Here is a 19904-nt window from a genome sequence, read left to right on the forward strand (position 1 = left end):
TTATACCTAATCTACGCAATTTCTCCAAAAAACATTCAACCTTACTACCTTTACCCAGTTAGCGACAATGTTTTTAGGTACGATCCCATTGGAATTCAGTTCCATTTTGATACGCAAACACACTGTTCGAATATACCTTTTACACTATCCTATCGGAAGAGAGACATCATAAAGACTTTAACAAAGATCGTTCATTAAGCTGGTTCTTTAATTGCTCCTGGTAAACGACACACGATATCGTGAACCGTTTCAAACCATTGTTCTGGTTTTTTGTTGCGTATTTGAACAGTAATCTTCAGTTTATTGTTATCCATACCTAGGCCTACACCACGACCATGACTGTTACTAATTTCAAATGCTTTTGCTCCATCAATATAACTTGTTCCAATTTCGCTAAGTTCCATTTGAATCGAATCTTTCGTTTGGTGAATCGCTTGTAGCCCAATGCGATTACCATATGCTTTTATTTCAGCGATTTGAAATAGCGTATGCACTTCTTGTGGATAGTCGCCGAACCGATCGATCATTTCATCTTTTAACTCTGTCACTTCTTCTACTTCTGCAATGGCACGGAATTTTTTGTACATCTCGATTTTTTGATGACCGTCAGGAATATAACTTTCGGGAATATAGGCATCCTGCTTCACATCAAGATTAATTTCCACGGATGGCTTTTGCTCCGTTTTATTTTGCATAGATGCCGGCAATAGATTTTTTCGATCTTCAATGGCTTCTTGTAGCATTTGAGAATACAGATCAAAGCCGACTGAGTCGATAAAGCCGTGTTGTTGTGAACCTAAAAGGTTTCCGGCTCCTCGAATCGATAAGTCACGCATCGCAATTTTAAAGCCTGAGCCAAGCTCAGTAAATTCCTTGATAGATTGCAGTCGATTTTCTGCTACCTCTGTTAGGACCTTATCTTTGCGATACGTAAAGTAAGAATAAGCCACTCGGTTTGAGCGTCCTACACGACCGCGTAATTGATATAACTGTGACAGACCCATCCGATCTGCATCAAACACAATTAGCGTGTTAACGTTTGGAATGTCGACACCTGTTTCTATAATGGTTGTCGTAACAAGCACGTCATATTCTCCTTCTAAAAATTGCACAATAACTGACTCTAGCTCTGTTTCACTCATTCGACCATGCGCAACGGCAACTCTAGCATTGGGCACAAGTGTTGAAATCTCATCCGCTTTCTTTGTGATATCTTCCACTCGGTTATAAAGAAAATAAACTTGTCCGTTACGTGCAAGCTCACGTTCAATTGCCTCACGAATAAGTACTCCGTTGTATTCCATAACATAAGTTTGAACAGGAAAGCGATTTTCAGGTGGTGTTTCAATAACAGATAAATCACGCACTCCAAGCATTGACATGTGAAGTGTTCGCGGAATTGGCGTCGCTGTTAAAGTCAAAACATCAATATTCGTTTTAAGCTGCTTAATTTTTTCTTTATGCGTTACACCAAAACGTTGTTCTTCATCGATAATTAACAAGCCGATATCGCGGTACTTAATACTTTTCGACAACAAGCGGTGCGTTCCAATGACAACATCAATCGTGCCTGCCGCTAGTCCTTTTATCGTTTCTTGTTGTTGTTTACGTGTTCTGAAGCGACTTAACATGCCAATATTTACTGGAAAGTCCTGCATACGATCCATCAATGTTTCATAATGTTGTTGAGCTAGGATCGTTGTTGGAACTAAAATGGCCACTTGCTTACCATCCATAATGGCTTTAAAGGCCGCTCGAATCGCTACCTCTGTTTTTCCGTACCCAACATCCCCACACAGCAGTCGATCCATCGGACGGTCTCGCTGCATATCTTTTTTAATTTCTTCAATTGAACGAAGCTGATCTTCTGTTTCTTGGTATGGAAATACTGATTCAAATTCTTGTTGTTCATTTGTATCTTTTGTAAATGCAAAGCCTTTAGCAGATTCTCGATCCGCATAAAGCTTGATTAAATCGTCTGCGATATCTGCAACAGATGATTGGACCTTGTTTTTAACTCGTTTCCAGTCAGTACCACCAAGCTTATACAGCTTGGGTTCTTTCCCTTCTGATCCAACGTATTTTTGTACAAGCTCAATTTGATCTACCGGTACATACAGTTGGTCATTACCTTGGTAACGTACATTTAAATAGTCTTTGTGCAGGCCGTTAATTTCTAAGGTTTCAACCCCTAAGTATTTACCTATACCATGATTCACGTGAACAACGTAGTCGCCAATTTTCAATTCAGAGTAGTTCTTAATTCGCTCTGCGTTTGATAGCTTCTGTGCGCGTTTTTTCTTCCGTGTCTTTTGACGAAACAGCTCTTCTTCAGTCATGACAGCGATTTTATGCATCGGTAATTCAAAACCTGATTGCAGACTGCCATTTACAATTTGAATGGCATGTGGAATTAGCGGTTGTCTCTCTTGAACAATCGCGACATCAATATCATAATCTGCTAGCACACGTTCAAATTTTTGTAGGCGCTGTCCATCTGGGGCAAGAAGCACGACAGTATATTTGCTATTTTTCCACCGATCCAGTTCCGCTTTCAATACATTCATTTGACCGTGGAAGCTTTGCATCGGCTTACAAGAGAATGTATGAATCTTTTGTGGGTTCGTATGTGGAATCTGTCTTGTAAATAAAGAAAAATAAACCATCTTCCTTTTTCCACGCGCAAGAATTTGTGCCAGACTGTTTGAAACTGGCACGTCATGAATGATTTTTCCGTCTTCTAGTAAAGACAAATACCATTCCATCTCTTCCTTTTCAAGCGTCTCATCCGTCTCGTGAATGCGGCTCATTTCATCAAAAAATAACACTCCATCTTCTGGTAAGTATTCTACTAAACTCACGACTTCATCGTATGCGAAAGATTGATATTTAAATAGCTGTTCGGGCTTCTGTCCATTTTTCAGTAAGCCAATTTCATATTCTGCTTGTTCAGCCATGGCTTCTTTAATTGATGCTTTCTTGACTTTTTTCAAGCTGTTTTTCAGACGATTAGATAATTCAGCTGCAACTCGCTCAAAGTTATCTTTTTCCATAATAACCTCACTAGCAGGTCCTATCGATACCTGTTGAAGTGTATCCATGGAACGTTGGTCATCAGCTGAAAACGTTCGGATAGAGTCTACCTCAGTATCAAACAGTTCGATTCGCACGGGGTGCTGTAAGGTAAGAGGATAAATATCAATAATGCCTCCGCGTATACTAAATTCACCCGGACTACTTACCATTTCTGCCCGATAATATCCCATTTTTACAAGTGATGAAAGAATTTCTTGCAACTTGATTTCATCGCCTGTATTTAATGTAAATTGATAAACGTTCCATTTGTCTTTTGGTGGAACGATTTTTCTAAGTCCAGCTATAGGAACAATGTATAGTCCTCTCCCATTTGTCGCTAAATGATTCATCGCCTCCAGTCGTTGAGCAAGAAGCTCAGGACTGGCAATGCTCATTTCCGCTGCAATAAGTTCATTTGCAGGATAAAGGAACAAATCTTCCTCTCGAATAAATTGAGACAAATCTTCATATAGGCGCTGAGCTTGGAGCAGGTTGTGGGTAACAACCATCATCGGGCGGTCTAACTTTTGATATATACCTGCCATAAATGAACTGCGTGCAGAGCCCGAAAGACCCGACAAAAGTTGTTCACGCACCCCATTTTCAATGTCTTGTATTACTGAATCAAATTGCTTATCGTTCAGTAAACCATTTAATAACGAATTCAACAGTCTCTCTCCTCCTATATTAAAAGCGCAAGCGGCGTGCCGCAGCAACTAGAGGTTGTAATAGCAAAAAATGCCTTGGATGAGCCATCCAAAGCTTCTTACTGTATAAATTGATCTAATTCATGGTAATCAGGGTTTCGTTCAAGCGACTCTTGGCAATCCTCGCAGATTGTCTGAATCTGAACATGCCCATCGTTTGTATAGGATACCATGCTTTGCCGTTCTTCGTTTGATAGCTTATGAATGCCAAGCTTTTCCGAGTTTACAGAGTGGTTATCTAATTTTCCAACTGAATTTCCACAATGGCGGCAGTTGTAATGAATGGCCATATATGCCAGCTCCCTTCATGCAGCTTGATAACTTAGTATAAGCCGCTGGTGCAAGAGATATTCATTTACCGGCCATTAAATTCATTCATTACTTCTAAAAATGGTTTTTCAAGAAATGTTTCGCATGCATCTGCACTTTTTTTAATAACATCCTGCATCGCAGCCCAATCTTCGTCTGAAAATCGGCTCAGAACATAATCCGGTACCTTCATTCCTTGCGGTGGACGGTTAATGCCGATTCTAATACGATTAAAGTTCTGTGTTCCGACATGAGAAATCGTGCTTTTTATGCCATTGTGGCCACCCGCACTGCCTTTTTGTCTTAGACGCAAAGAACCTGTTGGCAAATCAAGGTCATCATAAAGCACAACTAAGTCCTCTGTTTGAATATCATAATAATCCATCAGCGGACGAATACTTTCTCCTGAAAGATTCATGTACGTTAGTGGCTTTAGCAAAATGACTTTTTCACCATTTTTATGAACTGTACTAAACGCTCCTTTAAACTTACTTTGTAAAAGTGGAGCATCCCAGCGGGCGGCAAGCTCATCAATCACTGAAAAGCCGATATTGTGCTTTGTTTTATCATATTGTTTCCCTGGATTTCCTAAACCAACAATCAATTTCATGTTTGATACACCTCATCGTAATACGAAGAAATTAGTTCAATCCTCTTTATCCATCATAAACTATTTCGGGCGTAACCTAAATGGTTACGCCCGAAATATTTATTATTAAGCCTGTTCTTCTTTTTCTTCACCAACATGTTCGGACTCTTGTGTCTCTTCATCGGTCTCTTCTGGCTCTTGTTCAATACGAGGAGTAAGAACTGTAACGATTGATTCATCATCTTCGTGGTTAATCATAATTTTTTTATAATCTTCACGGATTTCACTAACTGGAATTGTTTCACCTACCTCCAGTTTACTTACATCCACTTCAATATATTCAGGGATATCGGTCGGTTTAGCTGTAACAGATAATTCATGAAGAATTGATTGAACAATACCACCTTCCTTAGTACCCGCAGCATCACCTGTTAGATGAATGGTTACATCTACATTAAGCTCTGAAGACATGTCAATCGCTAGGAAGTCGGCGTGAATAATTTCACCTTTCAAAAAATCTGATTGATAATCACTTAGAACGACCTTTTGTTTTTTTCCTTCGATTTCAAGATCAATAATCCCGTTACGTCCAACTTCACGAATGCTCTTCACCAATTCGAGCTCGTTAATAGAAATTGATGTATTTTCAACTTTATAACCATATACAACAGCTGGTAACTTCCCTTCGTTGCGTAGCTCAGTTAGATCGGACTTTTTAAATCTTTCACGTTTTGCTGCTTTTAATAACGAACTCATAGTTTAATCACCCTCCAAAGTTAATTTCACATTTTTTTCATACTTTAAACTTACCCCAGAGTTTTAGTGCTTAAACCTCTTGTACCCAAGATAGTAGAAGATTTTTATCATTTATTAAAAAAGACGTTACAACCGCCAAAAAACCGACTTCACAAGGAAGTCGGTTTTTTAATCATTCAGCGCGAGCCGCTAGCGCTTAATTTAATCAAAAAGCATGCTTACTGATTTTTCTTCGTAAACACGAATGATCGCTTCAGCAAGTAGGTTGGCAACAGAAAGCTCAACAATTTTGCCACCTTTTTTTTCTTCATCTAATGCAATTGAATTTGTTACAACAAGTTCTTTTATTGCCGAATTATTGATTCGCTCGATTGCTGGGCCAGATAAAACAGGATGCGTACAGCTTGCGTATACTTCTTTTGCGCCACTTTCGATCAACGCATTAGCCGCAAGTGTGATCGTACCTGCCGTATCAATAATATCATCAATCAAGATCACCGTTTTTCCTTCTACATTTCCGACGATGTTCATGATTTCAGCCACGTTTGGTTTAGGTCGGCGTTTATCAATAATCGCAATCGGTGCTTTTAAACGATCAGCTAATTTACGCGTACGTGTTACACCACCGTGATCTGGAGAAACAATGACAATTTCTTCCGGATTAAAATTCTTTTCTAAGAAATATTCTGCAATAATCGGAACGCCACGAAGGTGGTCAATTAAGATATCAAAAAAGCCTTGGATTTGTGGAGCGTGTAGATCTAGCGTGATCACTCGTGTTGCTCCGGCTGTCTCAAGTAAGTTCGCAATAAGCTTTGCAGTGATTGGTTCACGTGCACGTGCTTTGCGGTCTTGACGTCCATAGCCGTAGTATGGCATTACAATGTTAATCGTTTTCGCTGATGCACGTTTAAGTGCATCCACCATGATTAATAACTCCATTAAGTTTTCATTTACAGGTGTCGATGTTGACTGAACAACGAATACGTCACATCCACGAATACTTTCTTCTATATTGATTTGTATTTCACCGTCACTAAAGCTTGTTACTGAACATTTTCCAAGGTCTGTTCCTATCGCTGATGCAATATCCTTCGCTAATTCTTCGTTTGAATTAAGAGAAAATATTTTCAGTTTGGAATTGCAATATTTTTTAGACATGATGGCCTCCAATTAATTTTTAGGGTGAATCTTGCTTGCGTATCCCTCTTTGTTTTCTTGACGCGCTCTGGCAATGGATAATGCTTCACCTGGCACGTCTTTTGTGATCGTAGATCCCGCTGCAACGTATGCACCTTTTCCTACTGTGACAGGTGCAACAAGGTTTGAATTACACCCTACAAATACGTTATCTTCAATTGTAGTTAGATATTTATTTTTACCATCATAATTAACTGTAATAGAACCGCAACCAATATTTACATCAGTGCCCACTTCTGCATCTCCAATATAACTTAGATGCGAAGCTTTACTGCCTCTTCTGAAATTTGTTTTTTTGATTTCAACAAAATTACCGATTTTCACTTCATCTGAAATGTTTGATTGAGGACGAACGTGGGCAAACGGTCCAATGTTCACATCTGACCCTACCGCACTATTATGCACTACGGATTGCTTGATTACAGTACGATCAGCCACTGTACTGTTCTTAATCTCGCTATTGGGACCGATTATGCAATCCTCTCCAATTGTCGTTTCACCCTCAATGACAGTGCCTGGGTAAACAACTGTATCGCGGCCGATAACTGCTTCACTGCTAATGTACGTGTTCACCGGATCAATCAATGAAACGCCATTCCGCATGTGCTGCTCATTAATTCGCGTACGCATTAATTGCTCTGCTTTAGATAAAGCCACACGGTCGTTAACTCCTAACGTTTCACTTGCAAGCGGCGTTTGAAATGCAGCAATTGTTTCCCCTTGTGATTGAAGAATTTCAATCACATCCGGCAAATAATACTCCCCTTGAACATTGTCATTATTGACTTTTTCAATTGCTTCGAACAGTGCTCGATTGTCAAAACAGTACGTTCCTGTATTGACTTCCTGCACGGTAAGTTCCGCTTCATTCGCATCCTTATGTTCGACAATTCGCTTAACCAGACCTCTATCATCACGAATCATTCGTCCGTAGCCACCTGGATTGTCTTGGTGAGCAGTTAAAATTGTCACCTTCGCCTGTTGCTCCTCATGATGCTGAATAAGAGAAGACATGGTTTCAGCTGTAATCAACGGTGTGTCCCCACATACGACTAACGTGATTCCATCTTTATCTTGCAAACGATCTTTAGCTTGCATCACAGCATGAGCGGTTCCTAACTGCTCTGCCTGTAATACAAATTCTGAACGATCGCCAAGCTGAGCTTGTACGAGTTCAGCACCATGACCAACAACGGTTACAACTTCACTCATATTTACTTTTTTCACTTGTTCCACCACATGTTCCACCATCGGCTTTCCACATACTGGATGCAATACTTTATACAACTTAGACTGCATGCGTGTACCCTGGCCCGCAGCTAAAATTACCGCATATCGATTCGACATCGTCGGTCCTCCAGTCAACATTTTTCCCCTTCAAATATATATAAAAAATTGCACCATTTCAAGGAATCTACTTATTTCAGAACAATCTGTTATTACATTGCCGTGTTCGAATAGAAATCCTCTAGGAAATCACTTCTTTTACTTTAAATTTATGGAAGTTAAGTTTATCTTCTGTTCTTGTTCGTCTTTCTACGCTCCAATGTCATCAGAGTACGTTAAAAAAAACCTAACTGATAATCAGCTAGGTCTCCCCAAAAAACATATCTTCATAATAATTTTATTAAACGCCCGCTTTTTCAAATTGCTCAACTTCCTCTATTTCTCCAGCACGCTGGTATTCATCAAGAATTGAGTCTTGAATCATTTCTCGTGTGCTAGAATTTATTGGGTGAGCAATATCCCGAAATTCACCATTAGGTGTTCGCTTACTTGGCATTGCAACAAATAGTCCGTTATTCCCATCAATCACTCGAATATCATGAACAACAAACTCATTATCCAATGTTATTGAAGCGATCGCCCTCATACGGCCATCGGTGCTAACTAGACGCAATCTCACATCTGTAACTTCCACGGAATCTCCACCACCTTTCTCCCTAGACGACTCTCCTTCTATCAATTCGTCATAGGGGGCTAAATTTCCTACATAAATTATTAGATTTTTTTAATAATTATAAATTTACACTATTAACATACGTATTTCAATGGTTTTTAACACCTAAAAAAACCTCTGGCTGATAAGCCAAAAGGTCTATTTTCTATATTTATGCTTTTACTAGCGCAACAACTTTAATTTCGATTACGACACCTTTAGGAAGTTTCGACACTTCCACGTACTAGCTAGTTGGACGATGTTCGCCAAACTATCACCGTAAAGCTTATTTACTTCAGATTCGCTTATTCATTAGTACTCAGAAATGATTGGACTTGATCAAAGTAATTTCCTGTCGTTACTCTAATCGTTTTATCTTTCTCATCGACCCCTGCTAACTTCAGTAAAGAGATGTAGTCATCCACTAGATGCTCTTCCCTATATTCAGATTCGATAAAAATACCTATTCCTGCAACCGTCGCGGAAAACTCATCTAATAAACTCTTCATTCCCGCAGCTGTTCCACCAGCTCGCATAAAGTCATCCACGATTAATACACGTGAACCTTGTGCAAGGCTTCGTTTCGATAATAGCATTGTTTGAATTCGTTTAGACGAACCTGATACATAATTAATGCTTACCGTTGAACCTTCAGTCACCTTGCTATCACGCCTTACAACCACCACTGGCACTCCAAGGTAGCGAGCGACAGCATGGGCAATGCCGATTCCCTTCGTCGCGACGGTCATAATGACATCAATATCTTGGTCGGCAAATGCAGCAGCAAAAAGCTTTCCTATATGATTCATTAAATGAATGTCACCAAGGATATCCGTCAAGTACAAATAACCACCAGGTAATAAACGATCAGAATGCGAAACGTGTTCACGTAACGTATCAATTAATTCTTCTGCCTGCTTCCGTTTGATTCCTGGAATGTATTTCACGCCACCCGCTGCACCTGAAACGGTTTGTAGCGTTCCAACACCTCGTAGTTTAAAGCTTTCCTTGACAATCACTAAATCTTCACTGATCGATGATTTAGCTGATTGAAAACGATCTGCGAAAAAAGTGAGCGGTACTAATTTCCGTGGATGCTCCACCAAATAATGTGTCATATCAATAAGCCGTTCACTGCGCTTGACCTTCATTTTCGTCAAAACCTCCCTAAAACCCGAATAAATAAAGTAACTATATCATTATCATACGGATTTAAGCAAGAGGGTTTCGGTCACCTAGTATCCTTACCGCAAATACCTGATCACAAAACCCACGCAACCCGTTATAAACGCGCTGAACCTTTGATTCATACTCAACAAGCCCAAAAACAGTCGGTCCACTCCCGCTCATTAGCACAGCGTCCGCACCAAAACGTTCCATTTGCTCTTTAATATGAGCCACTTCCGGATGCATTTTTAATGTAACACTTTCAAGTGCATTACCTAGGTTCTCACACATTCCTTTGTAATCCTGCTCTTTGATCGCTTTCACCATACCTTCTGTGTTGGGGTGGTTATCTTTATCCACCTTAAAAGAATGATAAACATCCGCTGTCGAAACACCTATTGATGGTTTTGCAAGAATCACCCAACACTTTGGCGGGGCAGGGAGTTCCTGAATGACTTCACCTCTCCCGGTTGCAAGAGCGGTTCCTCCATAAATACAGAAAGATACATCTGATCCAATTTCTGCTCCAACTTCAGCCAGCTCATCGATCGGAATGCGTAAATCCCAAAGCGTGTTTAACCCGCGAAGTGTAGCAGCCGCATCGCTACTACCTCCAGCTAAACCAGCTGCAACGGGTATCTGCTTTTGAATTGTTATCGCCACCCCTTGCGTCACATTGTACCGCTTACGGAGAAGATCCGCTGCTTTATACGCGAGATTACGATGATCTCCAGGAACAAAGCGATCGTGAGATAAAATGTGGATCATGCCATCATCCACCAATTCCAACTCAATGCGATCAGCTAAATCCACCATCGTCATCACCATCTTGACCTCATGAAATCCATCCGATCTTTTACTAAGCACATCTAACGACAAATTAATCTTCGCAGGTGCTTTCACCAACATCTTCAACCTAGATCACCTCACACTAACAGTTCAATGAAGCTATTGTAGCATAAATGAAGAAAAGTGAAAGCGAGCGTTCAGACTGTACAGGAGGAAGAGGAAGGCAAGTAGGCCCTTTTTAGCCACCACAACACGAACTCTTACGACCCAAGAGCCTGCCCGTACAACTGGACAAGGACAGGAGGAACTAGATATTGGGGGCTCTCGTTTTTTCTTACCTCTCAATAGTTTAATTTATTTTACCAATTCTAATATAATTCTTACAGCTAATTACTTCTTTCTCACAAACGCCTTTTATTGTGCGGACCTCTTCACGTACGTACCCAACCCAACACTTTCTTGAACATTGAAAAATCCAGCGAGAGAACATTCTTCGCTGGATTTTTTCAGGCAGGTACTATTTATTCACATATATGAATCTACACTCACCTTAGCAACCTGAGAAGCTTCGTTAAAGAAAAGTTCCTACTCCGTTGTCATAGTAGTCACTATTTATTCGTTAACTGTCTCTCTGCCATTTCGATGGCTCGTTTCACCATGTTACCGGCGTCTCGAGATTTTATGCCGCCCCAGCCTTCTCGCTTAACGGTGTCATAAAAACCGAGCTCTGTGGCGATTTCTTCTTTGAGTTGATCAGACATAATACTTCTTCGTCTACCCATGTCAGACATCCCCCTCCAGATAAGTACCGCCATTCGTTAATATGTACAAAACCGTGTAGCATATACGCTACACGGCCAAATAAAAAAGCAGTAAACGACTGTCCACTGCTAGCTTACGGTAATTGCTTCCGCACCTTCATCCATAAATGTTATTTCTACAGATTCAGTAAGTACATCGGTGTAGCTATACGATACCCGCTCAAAAGCATGCTCATCCTGATCCAATTCCACGATAAAAATGGACGGATACGTTTCAGTTAGAACTCCTGAACGCTCGATTGTCTTGCGTCTTCCACCATTGGCTTTTAACATTAGACGTTTCCCAAGATTTAAATCAAGTGCCTTTTTAATGTCGGCTAAAGTTTTTGGCATTCCGCTTCCACCTCACTGCCAGTAGTATAACACATTGGTACTACGAGGTCAAATAAAAGTATCATTTTATCAATGATTGAATGAATATGTCAATGATTTTTATTATGCAAATACCGATTATTTTCGCTATCCACTATCCTTTCATCTTGCTCAACATACATTTCAGCTTTATAAGGCGTCCCTGTTCGAAGGACACCTTTCGTTTCAACCCCTCCAATACCATCTTCATCTGCTAATGTATGACGAAGGATATCACTAACATCCACCGAATCTTTGAACGATGTGTAACTTATTTTACCCACTGTATAAACTGGATCGAGCGCATGAATATTTACTCGTAGTGGTGAGCTCGCAAAGTTGGCGCCCCCGTGGATGAGTGATTCAAAATGAGATTGACAAGCACCTGCAAAGATAACAAGCTGATCTAAGCTAGGCATTTTTCTCCTTGCTTCTTGTACGGCTTTAACATAAAAGCTGGAGTTCCGATAGGATCGCACATCGTTCTTTTTCCCTCGTGACGGCAAGTACGCATCGTGTCCGGTTAACACAAGAATTTGCGGCTGATAGCGTTCGATCAGTAAAGAAACTCTTTCTGGCATTTCTTTTTCTGGACAATGTACACCCACGACCGGAACGCTTAATGAGGTGTAGGCATCTATGCATTTTGTTAAATATTTAGAGTCGCCATCAAGATGAAGAACACGTCCTGGCAAGTGAAAAGCTAGAACTGAGGAAGAGTCTTCTCGCTGATTCTCATTTTTTGTATCATTTGTAAACGAATGAAAAGACTCTTCCTCTTGGTTTCTCCACTCTTCTTCAATTCGTTCGATTTCTTTTTCTGTCATACACACGAGATCGTTAACAGGCGCATCTGCTATGAGACGAATATCCGATCCATACAAAATGGCAGTTTCTACGCCTTCCTTTTCCACAACATCTACTACACGAAAAAGCACATCACATCCATAGGATTTCCGCCCAACCAACTGGTTGATCCATTCCATCACATGGCCTCCCGTCATTATGACCTCCCTTTACTGTATGCAAAAGCCTACTAGACTGTTCACACAAAGAGGCAAGCAGTTCGTTCAATTCCGACAAGCACAAGGGATCACTGACGGAAGCCTACTAGGTTTCGGTAACTTACGGCATCAATGAAAATCACCTATACAAAAAACCCGATTGCACTCAACGGCAATCAGGCGAATTATTTGGCTAGTTAAAATATGGATACAGCGCGTCTGCTAACGCACCAAATTCCGGAATAGATAAACTTTCTCCACGGCGGGTCGGATCAATGTTTGCTTCTTCTAACGCAGAAAGGATACTTTCTTTCTTTGCTTTACCTTCTGGAAGCTGGCTCGTTAAGTTATTTAAAATCGTTTTTCTTCTCTGAGAAAAAGAAGAGCGAGTGATGACGAAGAAAAATTCTTCATCTTTAACTTCCACTGCTGGCTTAGCTCGTTTCATTAACTTTATAACAGCCGAATCGACATTTGGTTGTGGCATAAACACAGTCTTTGGAACTGTCATAACGGTTGCAGCTTCTGTGTAGTACTGAATGGCAATTGAAAGAGAACCGTAGTTTTTCGATCCTGGAGCAGCAGCGATTCGGTCTGCTACTTCTTTTTGAAGCATGATCACAAGACCTTTAATTGGAAGATTTTCAGTTAGGAACTTTAAAATAATCGGTGTTGTAACGTAGTAAGGAAGATTTGCAACGACCATTACATCCTCCGTTCCTGCAAATTCCTCTTCAATAACACTTCCTATATTCGCTTTTAGCACATCAGATTGTAAGATTTTGATGTTGTCGTATGGTGACAGAGTATCCTCCAAGATCGGTAACAGACGCTGATCAATTTCAAATGAAACAACTTTTTTTGACGCACGAGCTAGGTGTTCTGTCAGCGCTCCAATTCCAGGACCGATCTCAATTGCCCCCTGTTCCTTTGTTAGGCCTGCGTGATCAACAATATTATGAAGGATATTCGGGTCAATCAAGAAGTTTTGACCTAAGCTCTTCTTAAATGAAAAACCATATTTCTTCATTATCTCTTTCGTGCGAATAGGTGTTGCTATATCCTTAGACATCTTGCTCCTCCTGTAGTATACGTGTCATCTCACTGATAAACTCTTCTTTTGAAATTTGGAACATCAACAAACGGTTGTACAATTGCTTTCCGTTCGTATATCCTATGTTCAAACTTACCCCTAATTTTTCTCTTCGTACTTTCGCTTTTGATCCACCGATTAGACCCGCTTCAATCAAATCTTCTTTTGAAATCTGTTCAAGCGGTTCTTCTGCCATGGTATGGGCTTGTTTGAGCGCCTTACGAATGACATCTGGTGAAGCATGCTCCACACCAAGCCCACGCCCTTTCTTTCTCAGTGCGTCTTGACGGTCGATAAAAGCATGCTTGCAGCCTGGTACATGATCAGAAACGATTTGGCGGATTCGCTGACCTGGATAATCTGGATCAGTAAGGATGATAACGCCTCTTTTACCTTGTGCATGCTGAATTCGTTCAAGCACGCTCAATGGAACCGCTGAGCCATTTGTTTCGATTGTATCTGCATTGACTGCGCGCTTGATTGCAGTTGTATCGTCGCGCCCCTCCACGACAATAATTTCTTTTATTTTCATTAGAGCCTCCAGCCTTTTCTTTCCTGTTACTTCTATTATAATGCCTTACATAACTCGTTTTCACACAAGGTCAAATCATTCATCTCTTTAGTATAAATCAAAACACCAAAAAACACACAAAAAACAGGGAGATTACTCCCCCTGCTTCCAATTAAACATAATCAATTAGGTAGACCTCTCCGGCTTTCTTACGATTTTTAATACAGGATGCCGCCTTTAACCTTCTAGGGTAACACGGTAATTAATACTCGTCTATTTCCCCAACGATACGCCTCTTCTTGTGTTGGAATGAAGACGTCGATCTTGTTTCCTTTGACTGCACCACCAGTGTCGGCAGCAATAGCATAACCGTAGCCTTCTACATATACTTCAGACCCAAGCGGAATGACAGATGGATCGACAGCAATTACTTTAACGTTTGGATTCGCTTTCAGATTAATACCTGTAGTTGTAATACCCGAGCACCCATTACAATAAGAAGTGTAAGCAGTTGATGATACATACATCTCTGTTCCTTCACTTGCTGTTTGTGTTGCTTTTGTTCCACGTGAAACGTCAGCAACTACCTTTGTACCAACAGAAACAACTTCATTTTTGCTTTCTTTTACGGTTTTTTCACTTATTAATTCACGAGAAATTTCTTTCTCATTTTCCATTACAATCTCATACGTTTTTTCAATTAGGCCTTCTTCACCCTCTTGAATAACTTCTTCCGTTCCCGTGGTAAGATCTTCATCTTTTCTCGTTTCAACGGCGAAGTCTTTTGTTTCTTCCAACACATCGGTGACTTTTTCAACACGGATGATCGTCACAGAGGCACCCTTCACTAGTGTAGTGTTTAGTGCAGGCTCTATTCGATCATCTTTTTTCAGCTTGATATTATGCTGTTTTAAAAAGTCAGCGACGGTGATCGAAGTTGACCATACTTCTTGATCATTCAAACCATCAACTAAAGTCCAAGCAAATGCTTGATCTAATGATATTGTCATATTTTCTTCGATCTTATCTTTTAAATCATGGGACAGTTCATCATGATCCCCGATTTTTATTTTTTGTTTACGAAGAAATTCTTCTACTGTCTCTGCTGTGGTCATCAGTTGTTGAGTTTCTTTCCCTATATCAAATGACACCTGTTTCGCTTCTCTCCACCGGACTTTCATATCGTGATAGACCGCTGAGTCGCCTGAGGGAGAAAGATAGTCTTGAGTCTGCAAATCTAACTCTAATTCTTGAAATATGTCTTTTACGGTTGACGCGTGTGTGCGCACCAATTGCTCTTCACCATTGAGAGAAAGGGTAACAGTCTTTTTCGTTCCTTCATGAAATAAAAAGCTAACGACTACTACAAATAACGTAATAGTCACCAAACTATTGACCCAATTCCTCTTACTCATAGACTTCGGAAACAGGTTTTTCATGTTATTTTTCAGTTGCATGAAAAACTCCTCCTTTACTCCGAGTGATTATAAAGACTATTGATGTGGCTTGTCAATCTCTGAATTTATGACTATATATTCCCTGCGCAGGGGAGGTATGTCCCATTATGCATACGAGAAACTGTCTTGAAAAGAGTTTTTTATCGACAAGTCTATCATTCTTAATGGTGAATTCTTAGGCATTATGTCGTAGATTTCATCACAATCCGTTGAAGAAAATCCCATGGTGTCTTGACACACCGCAATTTATAATTTAAATAATTTTTTAGCATTTTGTGTCGTTTGTTTTCCGACTTCTTCGTACGTAATCCCTTTAAGATCAGCAATCTGTTCAGCGACTAGTTTTACATAACCTGGCTCATTTCGTTTCCCTCTGTATGGATGAGGCGCTAAAAACGGTGCGTCTGTTTCGATCAACAAGTGCTCTAAAGGAATTTCAACTGCTACTTCTTTGGGCTTTTTAGCATTTTTAAATGTGACAGGACCACCAAGAGAAATCATAAAATTCATGCCTATGCATTGTTTTGCAACTTCCACACTGCCACCATAGCAGTGCATAATTCCACCCACTTCATCGGCACCCTCTGATTTTAAAATATCGATCACATCTTGTGTTGCGTCTCGGTTATGTATAACAATCGGTAACTTTACACGTTTGGCTAATTGAATTTGTTTTCTAAAAACATCTTTTTGAATATCATGTGGTGATTTTTCCCAGTGATAATCAAGCCCCATTTCACCAATTGCTACGACCTTCGGATGGGCAGCCAGTTCTTCAATCCAAGCTAAATCTTCATCCGTCATATCAATAGCATCAACCGGGTGCCACCCAACAGAAGCATAAATAAAATCATACTCCTCAACTAGCTCGAGTGCTTTCTTAATTGACAGGCGGTCACACCCTACGACTGTCATCCACTCAATCCCGTTTTCTTTCGCTCGGTTAATTACTTCAGCGACATCTTCTTCAAATTGCTCAGCGTTCAAATGGACATGTGTATCAAACAACATAAAGTTCTCTCCTTTAGTAGTTTTAGTGTATAAAAAAATTCTGTAACAAGCATCTCACTAATGTAACAATCACATAACATTTTTGTCACAAACTTAATGTGAAATATTCACAATGCTTCCTCATGAAATTCAATCCTACCTTATATATAGAATAAATATATTATTACTATAGTAATACAAAAAACCAAACCCTTAATTAGCAATAGATTAATGGGACTATCTCAAATTAAAATATATATTACAATATTATTTCACGTGAATATCATCTAGAAGAGGCTATACTAATTAACTTGCTAACACAATAATATTAAAGTGAACCTTTTCCTCTGTTACTGTTTCGTTACACAAATGTAACACATGATTTTTTGTGAAAAGGAAAAAGAGAGACGTCATAATAACACGTTCTCTCCCTATCATTCCTCTATTTATTTATTTTACTCTTGCACCATTTTGGAGCGATTGGGCAACTTGTGCTAATGCCAGTACTCCATCTTTTTCTCCAGCTAAGATCATTCCTTGAGAAAGTTCTCCTCGAAGTTTCACTGGTTTTAAGTTTGTCACGCAGATCACTTTCTTACCCACGAGATCTTCTGGTTGATAAAATTTTGCAATTCCCGAAACGACTTGGCGTTGTTCAAATCCTAAATCAAGCTGTAATTTCATCAGTTTATCCGTTTTTTTAACAGGTTCAGCTTTTGTAACGGTAGCGACACGCAAGTCCACTTTCATGAAGTCATCAATGACGATCTCTTCTTCAAGCTCGACGATTTCTTCAGTTTCTTCTGCTTGAACAGATCCCGTCATTTTCTCTTGAATGTAAGCTACTTCGTCTTCCACTTCAAGTCTTGGAAAAATCGGCTCTCCTTTACCAATAACCTTTGTTCCCTCTGGAATTACACCGAATTCATCTAAGCTTTCCCAAGATAAGAATCGTTCATCTATAAGCTGAAGCTGTTGTAAAATATGAGCTGGCGTCCTTGTTAAAAATGGTTGAAGTAGAACAGCTATGCGTCGCAATGTTTCTGCTAAGTGATTCATCACATGACCAAGCTCACCTTTTCTAGCTTCATCCTTCGCCAACATCCATGGTTGTGTTTCATCAATGTATTTATTCGTTCGGCTAATTAGCTGCCAAATGGTTGAGAGCGCAACTGAGAATTCCATCTTCTCCATTGAATCTTGGTATTTTAAAATAGTCTCATGGTTTAGTGAGAGTAATTGTTGGTCAAACGTACCATCTGATCCTTTATACGTTGGAATTTCACCATCAAAATACTTATTAATCATCGCAACTGTGCGATTTAGCAAGTTCCCGAGATCATTTGCCAGATCAAAATTGATTCGCTCAACAAAGCCCTCTGGTGTAAAAATGCCGTCAGAACCAAATGGAACTTCTCGTAGTAGATAATAACGTAACGCATCAAGACCGTAACGATCAATTAACGTCACTGGGTCCACGACATTCCCTTTAGATTTAGACATTTTACCGTCTTTCATTAATAGCCAACCATGAGCGAATACCTTTTTCGGTAGCGGTAGATCTAGCGCCATCAACATAATCGGCCAGTATATCGTATGAAAACGAACGATTTCTTTACTCATTAAATGAACATTAGCTGGCCAAAATTGTTTGAAACGTTCATCATTTTCAGAACCGTAGCCAAGTGCAGTAATGTAGTTTGATAATGCATCAATCCAAACGTACACAACATGCTTCGGATCACCAGGAACTTTCACGCCCCAGTCAAATGTCGTTCGAGATACTGCTAAATCTTCAAGACCTGGTTTGATAAAGTTATTGATCATTTCGTTTTTACGTGATTCAGGTTGAATGAATTCTGTATTATCTTCGTAATACTTCATCAAACGCTCAGCGTATTTTCCCATTCTGAAGAAATACGACTCTTCACGAACCTTTTCAACGGGGTGACCACTATCAGGGCTGTTCCCGCCTATAACATTACCTGCTTCGTCCAGTTTTTTATCAACAAGTTGCGTTTCCGTGTAAAACGTTTCATCAGGAATCGAGTACCAACCTTCGTATTCACCTAAATAAATATCACCTTGGTCCAAAAGCTGTTTGAAAATTTTCTCAACTACTTCTTTATGTCGTGTTTCCGTTGTACGAATAAAATCATCATACGATATATCCATTTTATTCCACAACTTTTGGATACCTTCAACGATTTCATCTACATACAGTTGAGGAGAAATCCCTTTTTCATTGGCTTTCTCTTGGATTTTCTGACCATGTTCATCCGTTCCAGTCAGATACATCACATCAAAACCACGTAATCGCTTGTACCTCGCCATCGCATCGCCAGCCACCGTTGTATAGGCGTGACCGATGTGCAACTTACCACTCGGGTAATAAATAGGGGTCGTAATGTAAAAAGTCTTATTAGACTGACTCACCGAAAATCCTCCTCACGTCGCTTCTCATTTACCGTCAGAAAACCAGTTCCGACACGCATTCATATGCTAAAAAATATACCCGAAAACAAAGGTTAATGCAACTAAGAAAAGTAAGCAACTCGTTACCCTACAAGTCAGCGTGCCTTCTAACCTCGAGGGGCTAGCTGCTGTAGCTAAGCGGCTCGGAACAATTGGCCAATGTGTTATATAAAATAATAAATGAACGAGGGGTTCAAAACGTTGATTATCAAACAGAGGCACAATTAGAGAAAAATATGATCGGGCAACTGACGAGACAAAGGATGAAACAGTGCAATTATCAGATTATGATGTGCTGGTTAAAACATCCGAACCCAAGTCAATCGGTTTAATGAAAATTCGGACTTGCTACCAAACAACCTCGACCAAAAACCATCCTTTTTTCCCTCAGCAGCTGAAGCAATCTGTATGATTGATTTTCGTGTTAGTCCCTTTCCTCAAGCGAATGGAAGTGTTTGATAAGAAAAAAAAGCATAAAACAAATAAAACAAAAAACGGTGAGCACTCAAATGACGAGGCCCAACGCTTTTTTTACAAAAAATGAATCGAAAAATCTAAATCGGCTTTTAAATGCTGCCGCATCAGTTTTTCAGCTTTATCCGTATCGCACTGCTTAATGGCATCGTAAATCTCTTGGTGCTCATCGATTAAAAAAGGACGCTTATGATAGA

At 39.9% G+C, this 19904-nt stretch carries 18 protein-coding genes; all 18 read right to left on the minus strand.

Annotated features, from left to right (window positions below; translation table 11 throughout):
• Nucleotides 1-194: 194 nt before the first annotated feature.
• The 18 genes from mfd to AB1471_RS14185 all read right to left on the minus strand — a co-directional run bounded on the left by mfd (nucleotide 195) and on the right by AB1471_RS14185 (nucleotide 19881).
• Nucleotides 195-3743 carry a transcription-repair coupling factor gene (gene mfd / locus AB1471_RS14100; protein WP_367780412.1) on the minus strand — a complete coding sequence of 1183 codons (3549 nt, stop codon included), beginning with the start codon at nucleotides 3741-3743 and terminating at the stop codon, nucleotides 195-197.
• A 98-nt stretch (nucleotides 3744-3841) separates the two neighbouring features.
• Complete coding sequence (gene fin, locus AB1471_RS14105) at nucleotides 3842-4072, minus strand: anti-sigma-F factor Fin (RefSeq protein ID WP_367780413.1); 231 nt, start codon at nucleotides 4070-4072, stop codon at nucleotides 3842-3844.
• A 65-nt stretch (nucleotides 4073-4137) separates the two neighbouring features.
• On the minus strand, nucleotides 4138-4701 hold the full coding sequence (pth, locus tag AB1471_RS14110) for an aminoacyl-tRNA hydrolase (protein ID WP_367780414.1): 564 nt from the start codon (nucleotides 4699-4701) through the stop codon (nucleotides 4138-4140).
• 105 nt (nucleotides 4702-4806) lie between these two features.
• Nucleotides 4807-5436 carry a 50S ribosomal protein L25/general stress protein Ctc gene (locus tag AB1471_RS14115; RefSeq protein WP_367780415.1) on the minus strand — a complete coding sequence of 210 codons (630 nt, stop codon included), beginning with the start codon at nucleotides 5434-5436 and terminating at the stop codon, nucleotides 4807-4809.
• 201 nt (nucleotides 5437-5637) lie between these two features.
• Nucleotides 5638-6597, minus strand: coding sequence for a ribose-phosphate diphosphokinase (locus tag AB1471_RS14120; RefSeq protein ID WP_367780416.1), 960 nt, complete (start codon nucleotides 6595-6597; stop codon nucleotides 5638-5640).
• A 12-nt stretch (nucleotides 6598-6609) separates the two neighbouring features.
• Nucleotides 6610-7983: a bifunctional UDP-N-acetylglucosamine diphosphorylase/glucosamine-1-phosphate N-acetyltransferase GlmU gene (gene glmU, locus AB1471_RS14125; protein WP_367780417.1), complete on the minus strand. Its 1374-nt coding sequence runs from the start codon at nucleotides 7981-7983 to the stop codon at nucleotides 6610-6612.
• Between the two features lie 280 nt (nucleotides 7984-8263).
• Nucleotides 8264-8557, minus strand: coding sequence for a septation regulator SpoVG (spoVG, locus tag AB1471_RS14130; protein WP_367780418.1), 294 nt, complete (start codon nucleotides 8555-8557; stop codon nucleotides 8264-8266).
• Between the two features lie 323 nt (nucleotides 8558-8880).
• Nucleotides 8881-9726: a pur operon repressor gene (purR, locus tag AB1471_RS14135; protein WP_367780419.1), complete on the minus strand. Its 846-nt coding sequence runs from the start codon at nucleotides 9724-9726 to the stop codon at nucleotides 8881-8883.
• Nucleotides 9727-9787: 61 nt separating this feature from the next.
• Complete coding sequence (gene ispE / locus AB1471_RS14140; RefSeq protein ID WP_367780420.1) at nucleotides 9788-10657, minus strand: 4-(cytidine 5'-diphospho)-2-C-methyl-D-erythritol kinase; 870 nt, start codon at nucleotides 10655-10657, stop codon at nucleotides 9788-9790.
• Between the two features lie 482 nt (nucleotides 10658-11139).
• Nucleotides 11140-11313, minus strand: a complete 174-nt coding sequence (locus tag AB1471_RS14145) for a small, acid-soluble spore protein, alpha/beta type (protein WP_367780421.1) — start codon at nucleotides 11311-11313, stop codon at nucleotides 11140-11142.
• Nucleotides 11314-11421: 108 nt separating this feature from the next.
• A complete protein-coding gene (gene veg / locus AB1471_RS14150; protein WP_367780422.1) occupies nucleotides 11422-11685 on the minus strand; it encodes a biofilm formation stimulator Veg in 264 nt (87 codons plus the stop codon).
• An 89-nt stretch (nucleotides 11686-11774) separates the two neighbouring features.
• The gene (gene yabG, locus AB1471_RS14155) at nucleotides 11775-12707 is read right to left on the minus strand and encodes a sporulation peptidase YabG (RefSeq protein WP_367780423.1); all 933 of its coding nucleotides are present in this window, start codon (nucleotides 12705-12707) and stop codon (nucleotides 11775-11777) included.
• 193 nt (nucleotides 12708-12900) lie between these two features.
• Nucleotides 12901-13779, minus strand: coding sequence for a 16S rRNA (adenine(1518)-N(6)/adenine(1519)-N(6))-dimethyltransferase RsmA (gene rsmA / locus AB1471_RS14160; RefSeq protein ID WP_367780424.1), 879 nt, complete (start codon nucleotides 13777-13779; stop codon nucleotides 12901-12903).
• Complete coding sequence (rnmV, locus tag AB1471_RS14165) at nucleotides 13772-14332, minus strand: ribonuclease M5 (RefSeq protein WP_367780425.1); 561 nt, start codon at nucleotides 14330-14332, stop codon at nucleotides 13772-13774. The genes rsmA and rnmV overlap by 8 nt, the downstream gene beginning before the upstream one ends.
• Nucleotides 14333-14556: 224 nt before the next feature.
• Nucleotides 14557-15768, minus strand: coding sequence for a resuscitation-promoting factor (locus tag AB1471_RS14170; protein WP_367780426.1), 1212 nt, complete (start codon nucleotides 15766-15768; stop codon nucleotides 14557-14559).
• Nucleotides 15769-16014: 246 nt separating this feature from the next.
• Nucleotides 16015-16779 (minus strand): TatD family hydrolase, encoded by a 765-nt coding sequence (locus AB1471_RS14175; RefSeq protein ID WP_367780427.1) that lies wholly within the window; start codon nucleotides 16777-16779, stop codon nucleotides 16015-16017.
• 429 nt (nucleotides 16780-17208) lie between these two features.
• Nucleotides 17209-19194 carry a methionine--tRNA ligase gene (gene metG, locus AB1471_RS14180; protein WP_367780428.1) on the minus strand — a complete coding sequence of 662 codons (1986 nt, stop codon included), beginning with the start codon at nucleotides 19192-19194 and terminating at the stop codon, nucleotides 17209-17211.
• A 570-nt stretch (nucleotides 19195-19764) separates the two neighbouring features.
• Entirely contained in the window at nucleotides 19765-19881 is a 117-nt protein-coding gene (locus tag AB1471_RS14185) for an FCD domain-containing protein (protein ID WP_367780429.1), read from the minus strand.
• Nucleotides 19882-19904 lie beyond the last annotated feature (23 nt).

The sequence above is a fragment of the Jeotgalibacillus marinus genome, from assembly GCF_040801915.1.
GTDB classification, from domain to species: domain Bacteria; phylum Bacillota; class Bacilli; order Bacillales; family Jeotgalibacillaceae; genus Jeotgalibacillus; species Jeotgalibacillus marinus.

Excerpts from the sequence above, each read along its gene's own strand:
- AB1471_RS14175 (WP_367780427.1), bottom strand. The coding sequence starts at position 16,779 with ATGTTGTTTGATACACATGTCCATTTGAACGCTGAGCAATTTGAAGAA.
- fin (WP_367780413.1), bottom strand. The coding sequence starts at position 4,072 with ATGGCCATTCATTACAACTGCCGCCATTGTGGAAATTCAGTTGGAAAA.
- AB1471_RS14120 (WP_367780416.1), bottom strand. The coding sequence starts at position 6,597 with ATGTCTAAAAAATATTGCAATTCCAAACTGAAAATATTTTCTCTTAAT.
- glmU (WP_367780417.1), bottom strand. The coding sequence starts at position 7,983 with ATGTCGAATCGATATGCGGTAATTTTAGCTGCGGGCCAGGGTACACGC.
- AB1471_RS14170 (WP_367780426.1), bottom strand. The coding sequence starts at position 15,768 with ATGCAACTGAAAAATAACATGAAAAACCTGTTTCCGAAGTCTATGAGT.
- AB1471_RS14145 (WP_367780421.1), bottom strand. The coding sequence starts at position 11,313 with ATGGGTAGACGAAGAAGTATTATGTCTGATCAACTCAAAGAAGAAATC.
- rsmA (WP_367780424.1), bottom strand. The coding sequence starts at position 13,779 with ATGTCTAAGGATATAGCAACACCTATTCGCACGAAAGAGATAATGAAG.
- AB1471_RS14115 (WP_367780415.1), bottom strand. The coding sequence starts at position 5,436 with ATGAGTTCGTTATTAAAAGCAGCAAAACGTGAAAGATTTAAAAAGTCC.
- yabG (WP_367780423.1), bottom strand. The coding sequence starts at position 12,707 with ATGACGGGAGGCCATGTGATGGAATGGATCAACCAGTTGGTTGGGCGG.
- rnmV (WP_367780425.1), bottom strand. The coding sequence starts at position 14,332 with ATGAAAATAAAAGAAATTATTGTCGTGGAGGGGCGCGACGATACAACT.
- veg (WP_367780422.1), bottom strand. The coding sequence starts at position 11,685 with ATGCCAAAAACTTTAGCCGACATTAAAAAGGCACTTGATTTAAATCTT.
- purR (WP_367780419.1), bottom strand. The coding sequence starts at position 9,726 with ATGAAGGTCAAGCGCAGTGAACGGCTTATTGATATGACACATTATTTG.
- pth (WP_367780414.1), bottom strand. The coding sequence starts at position 4,701 with ATGAAATTGATTGTTGGTTTAGGAAATCCAGGGAAACAATATGATAAA.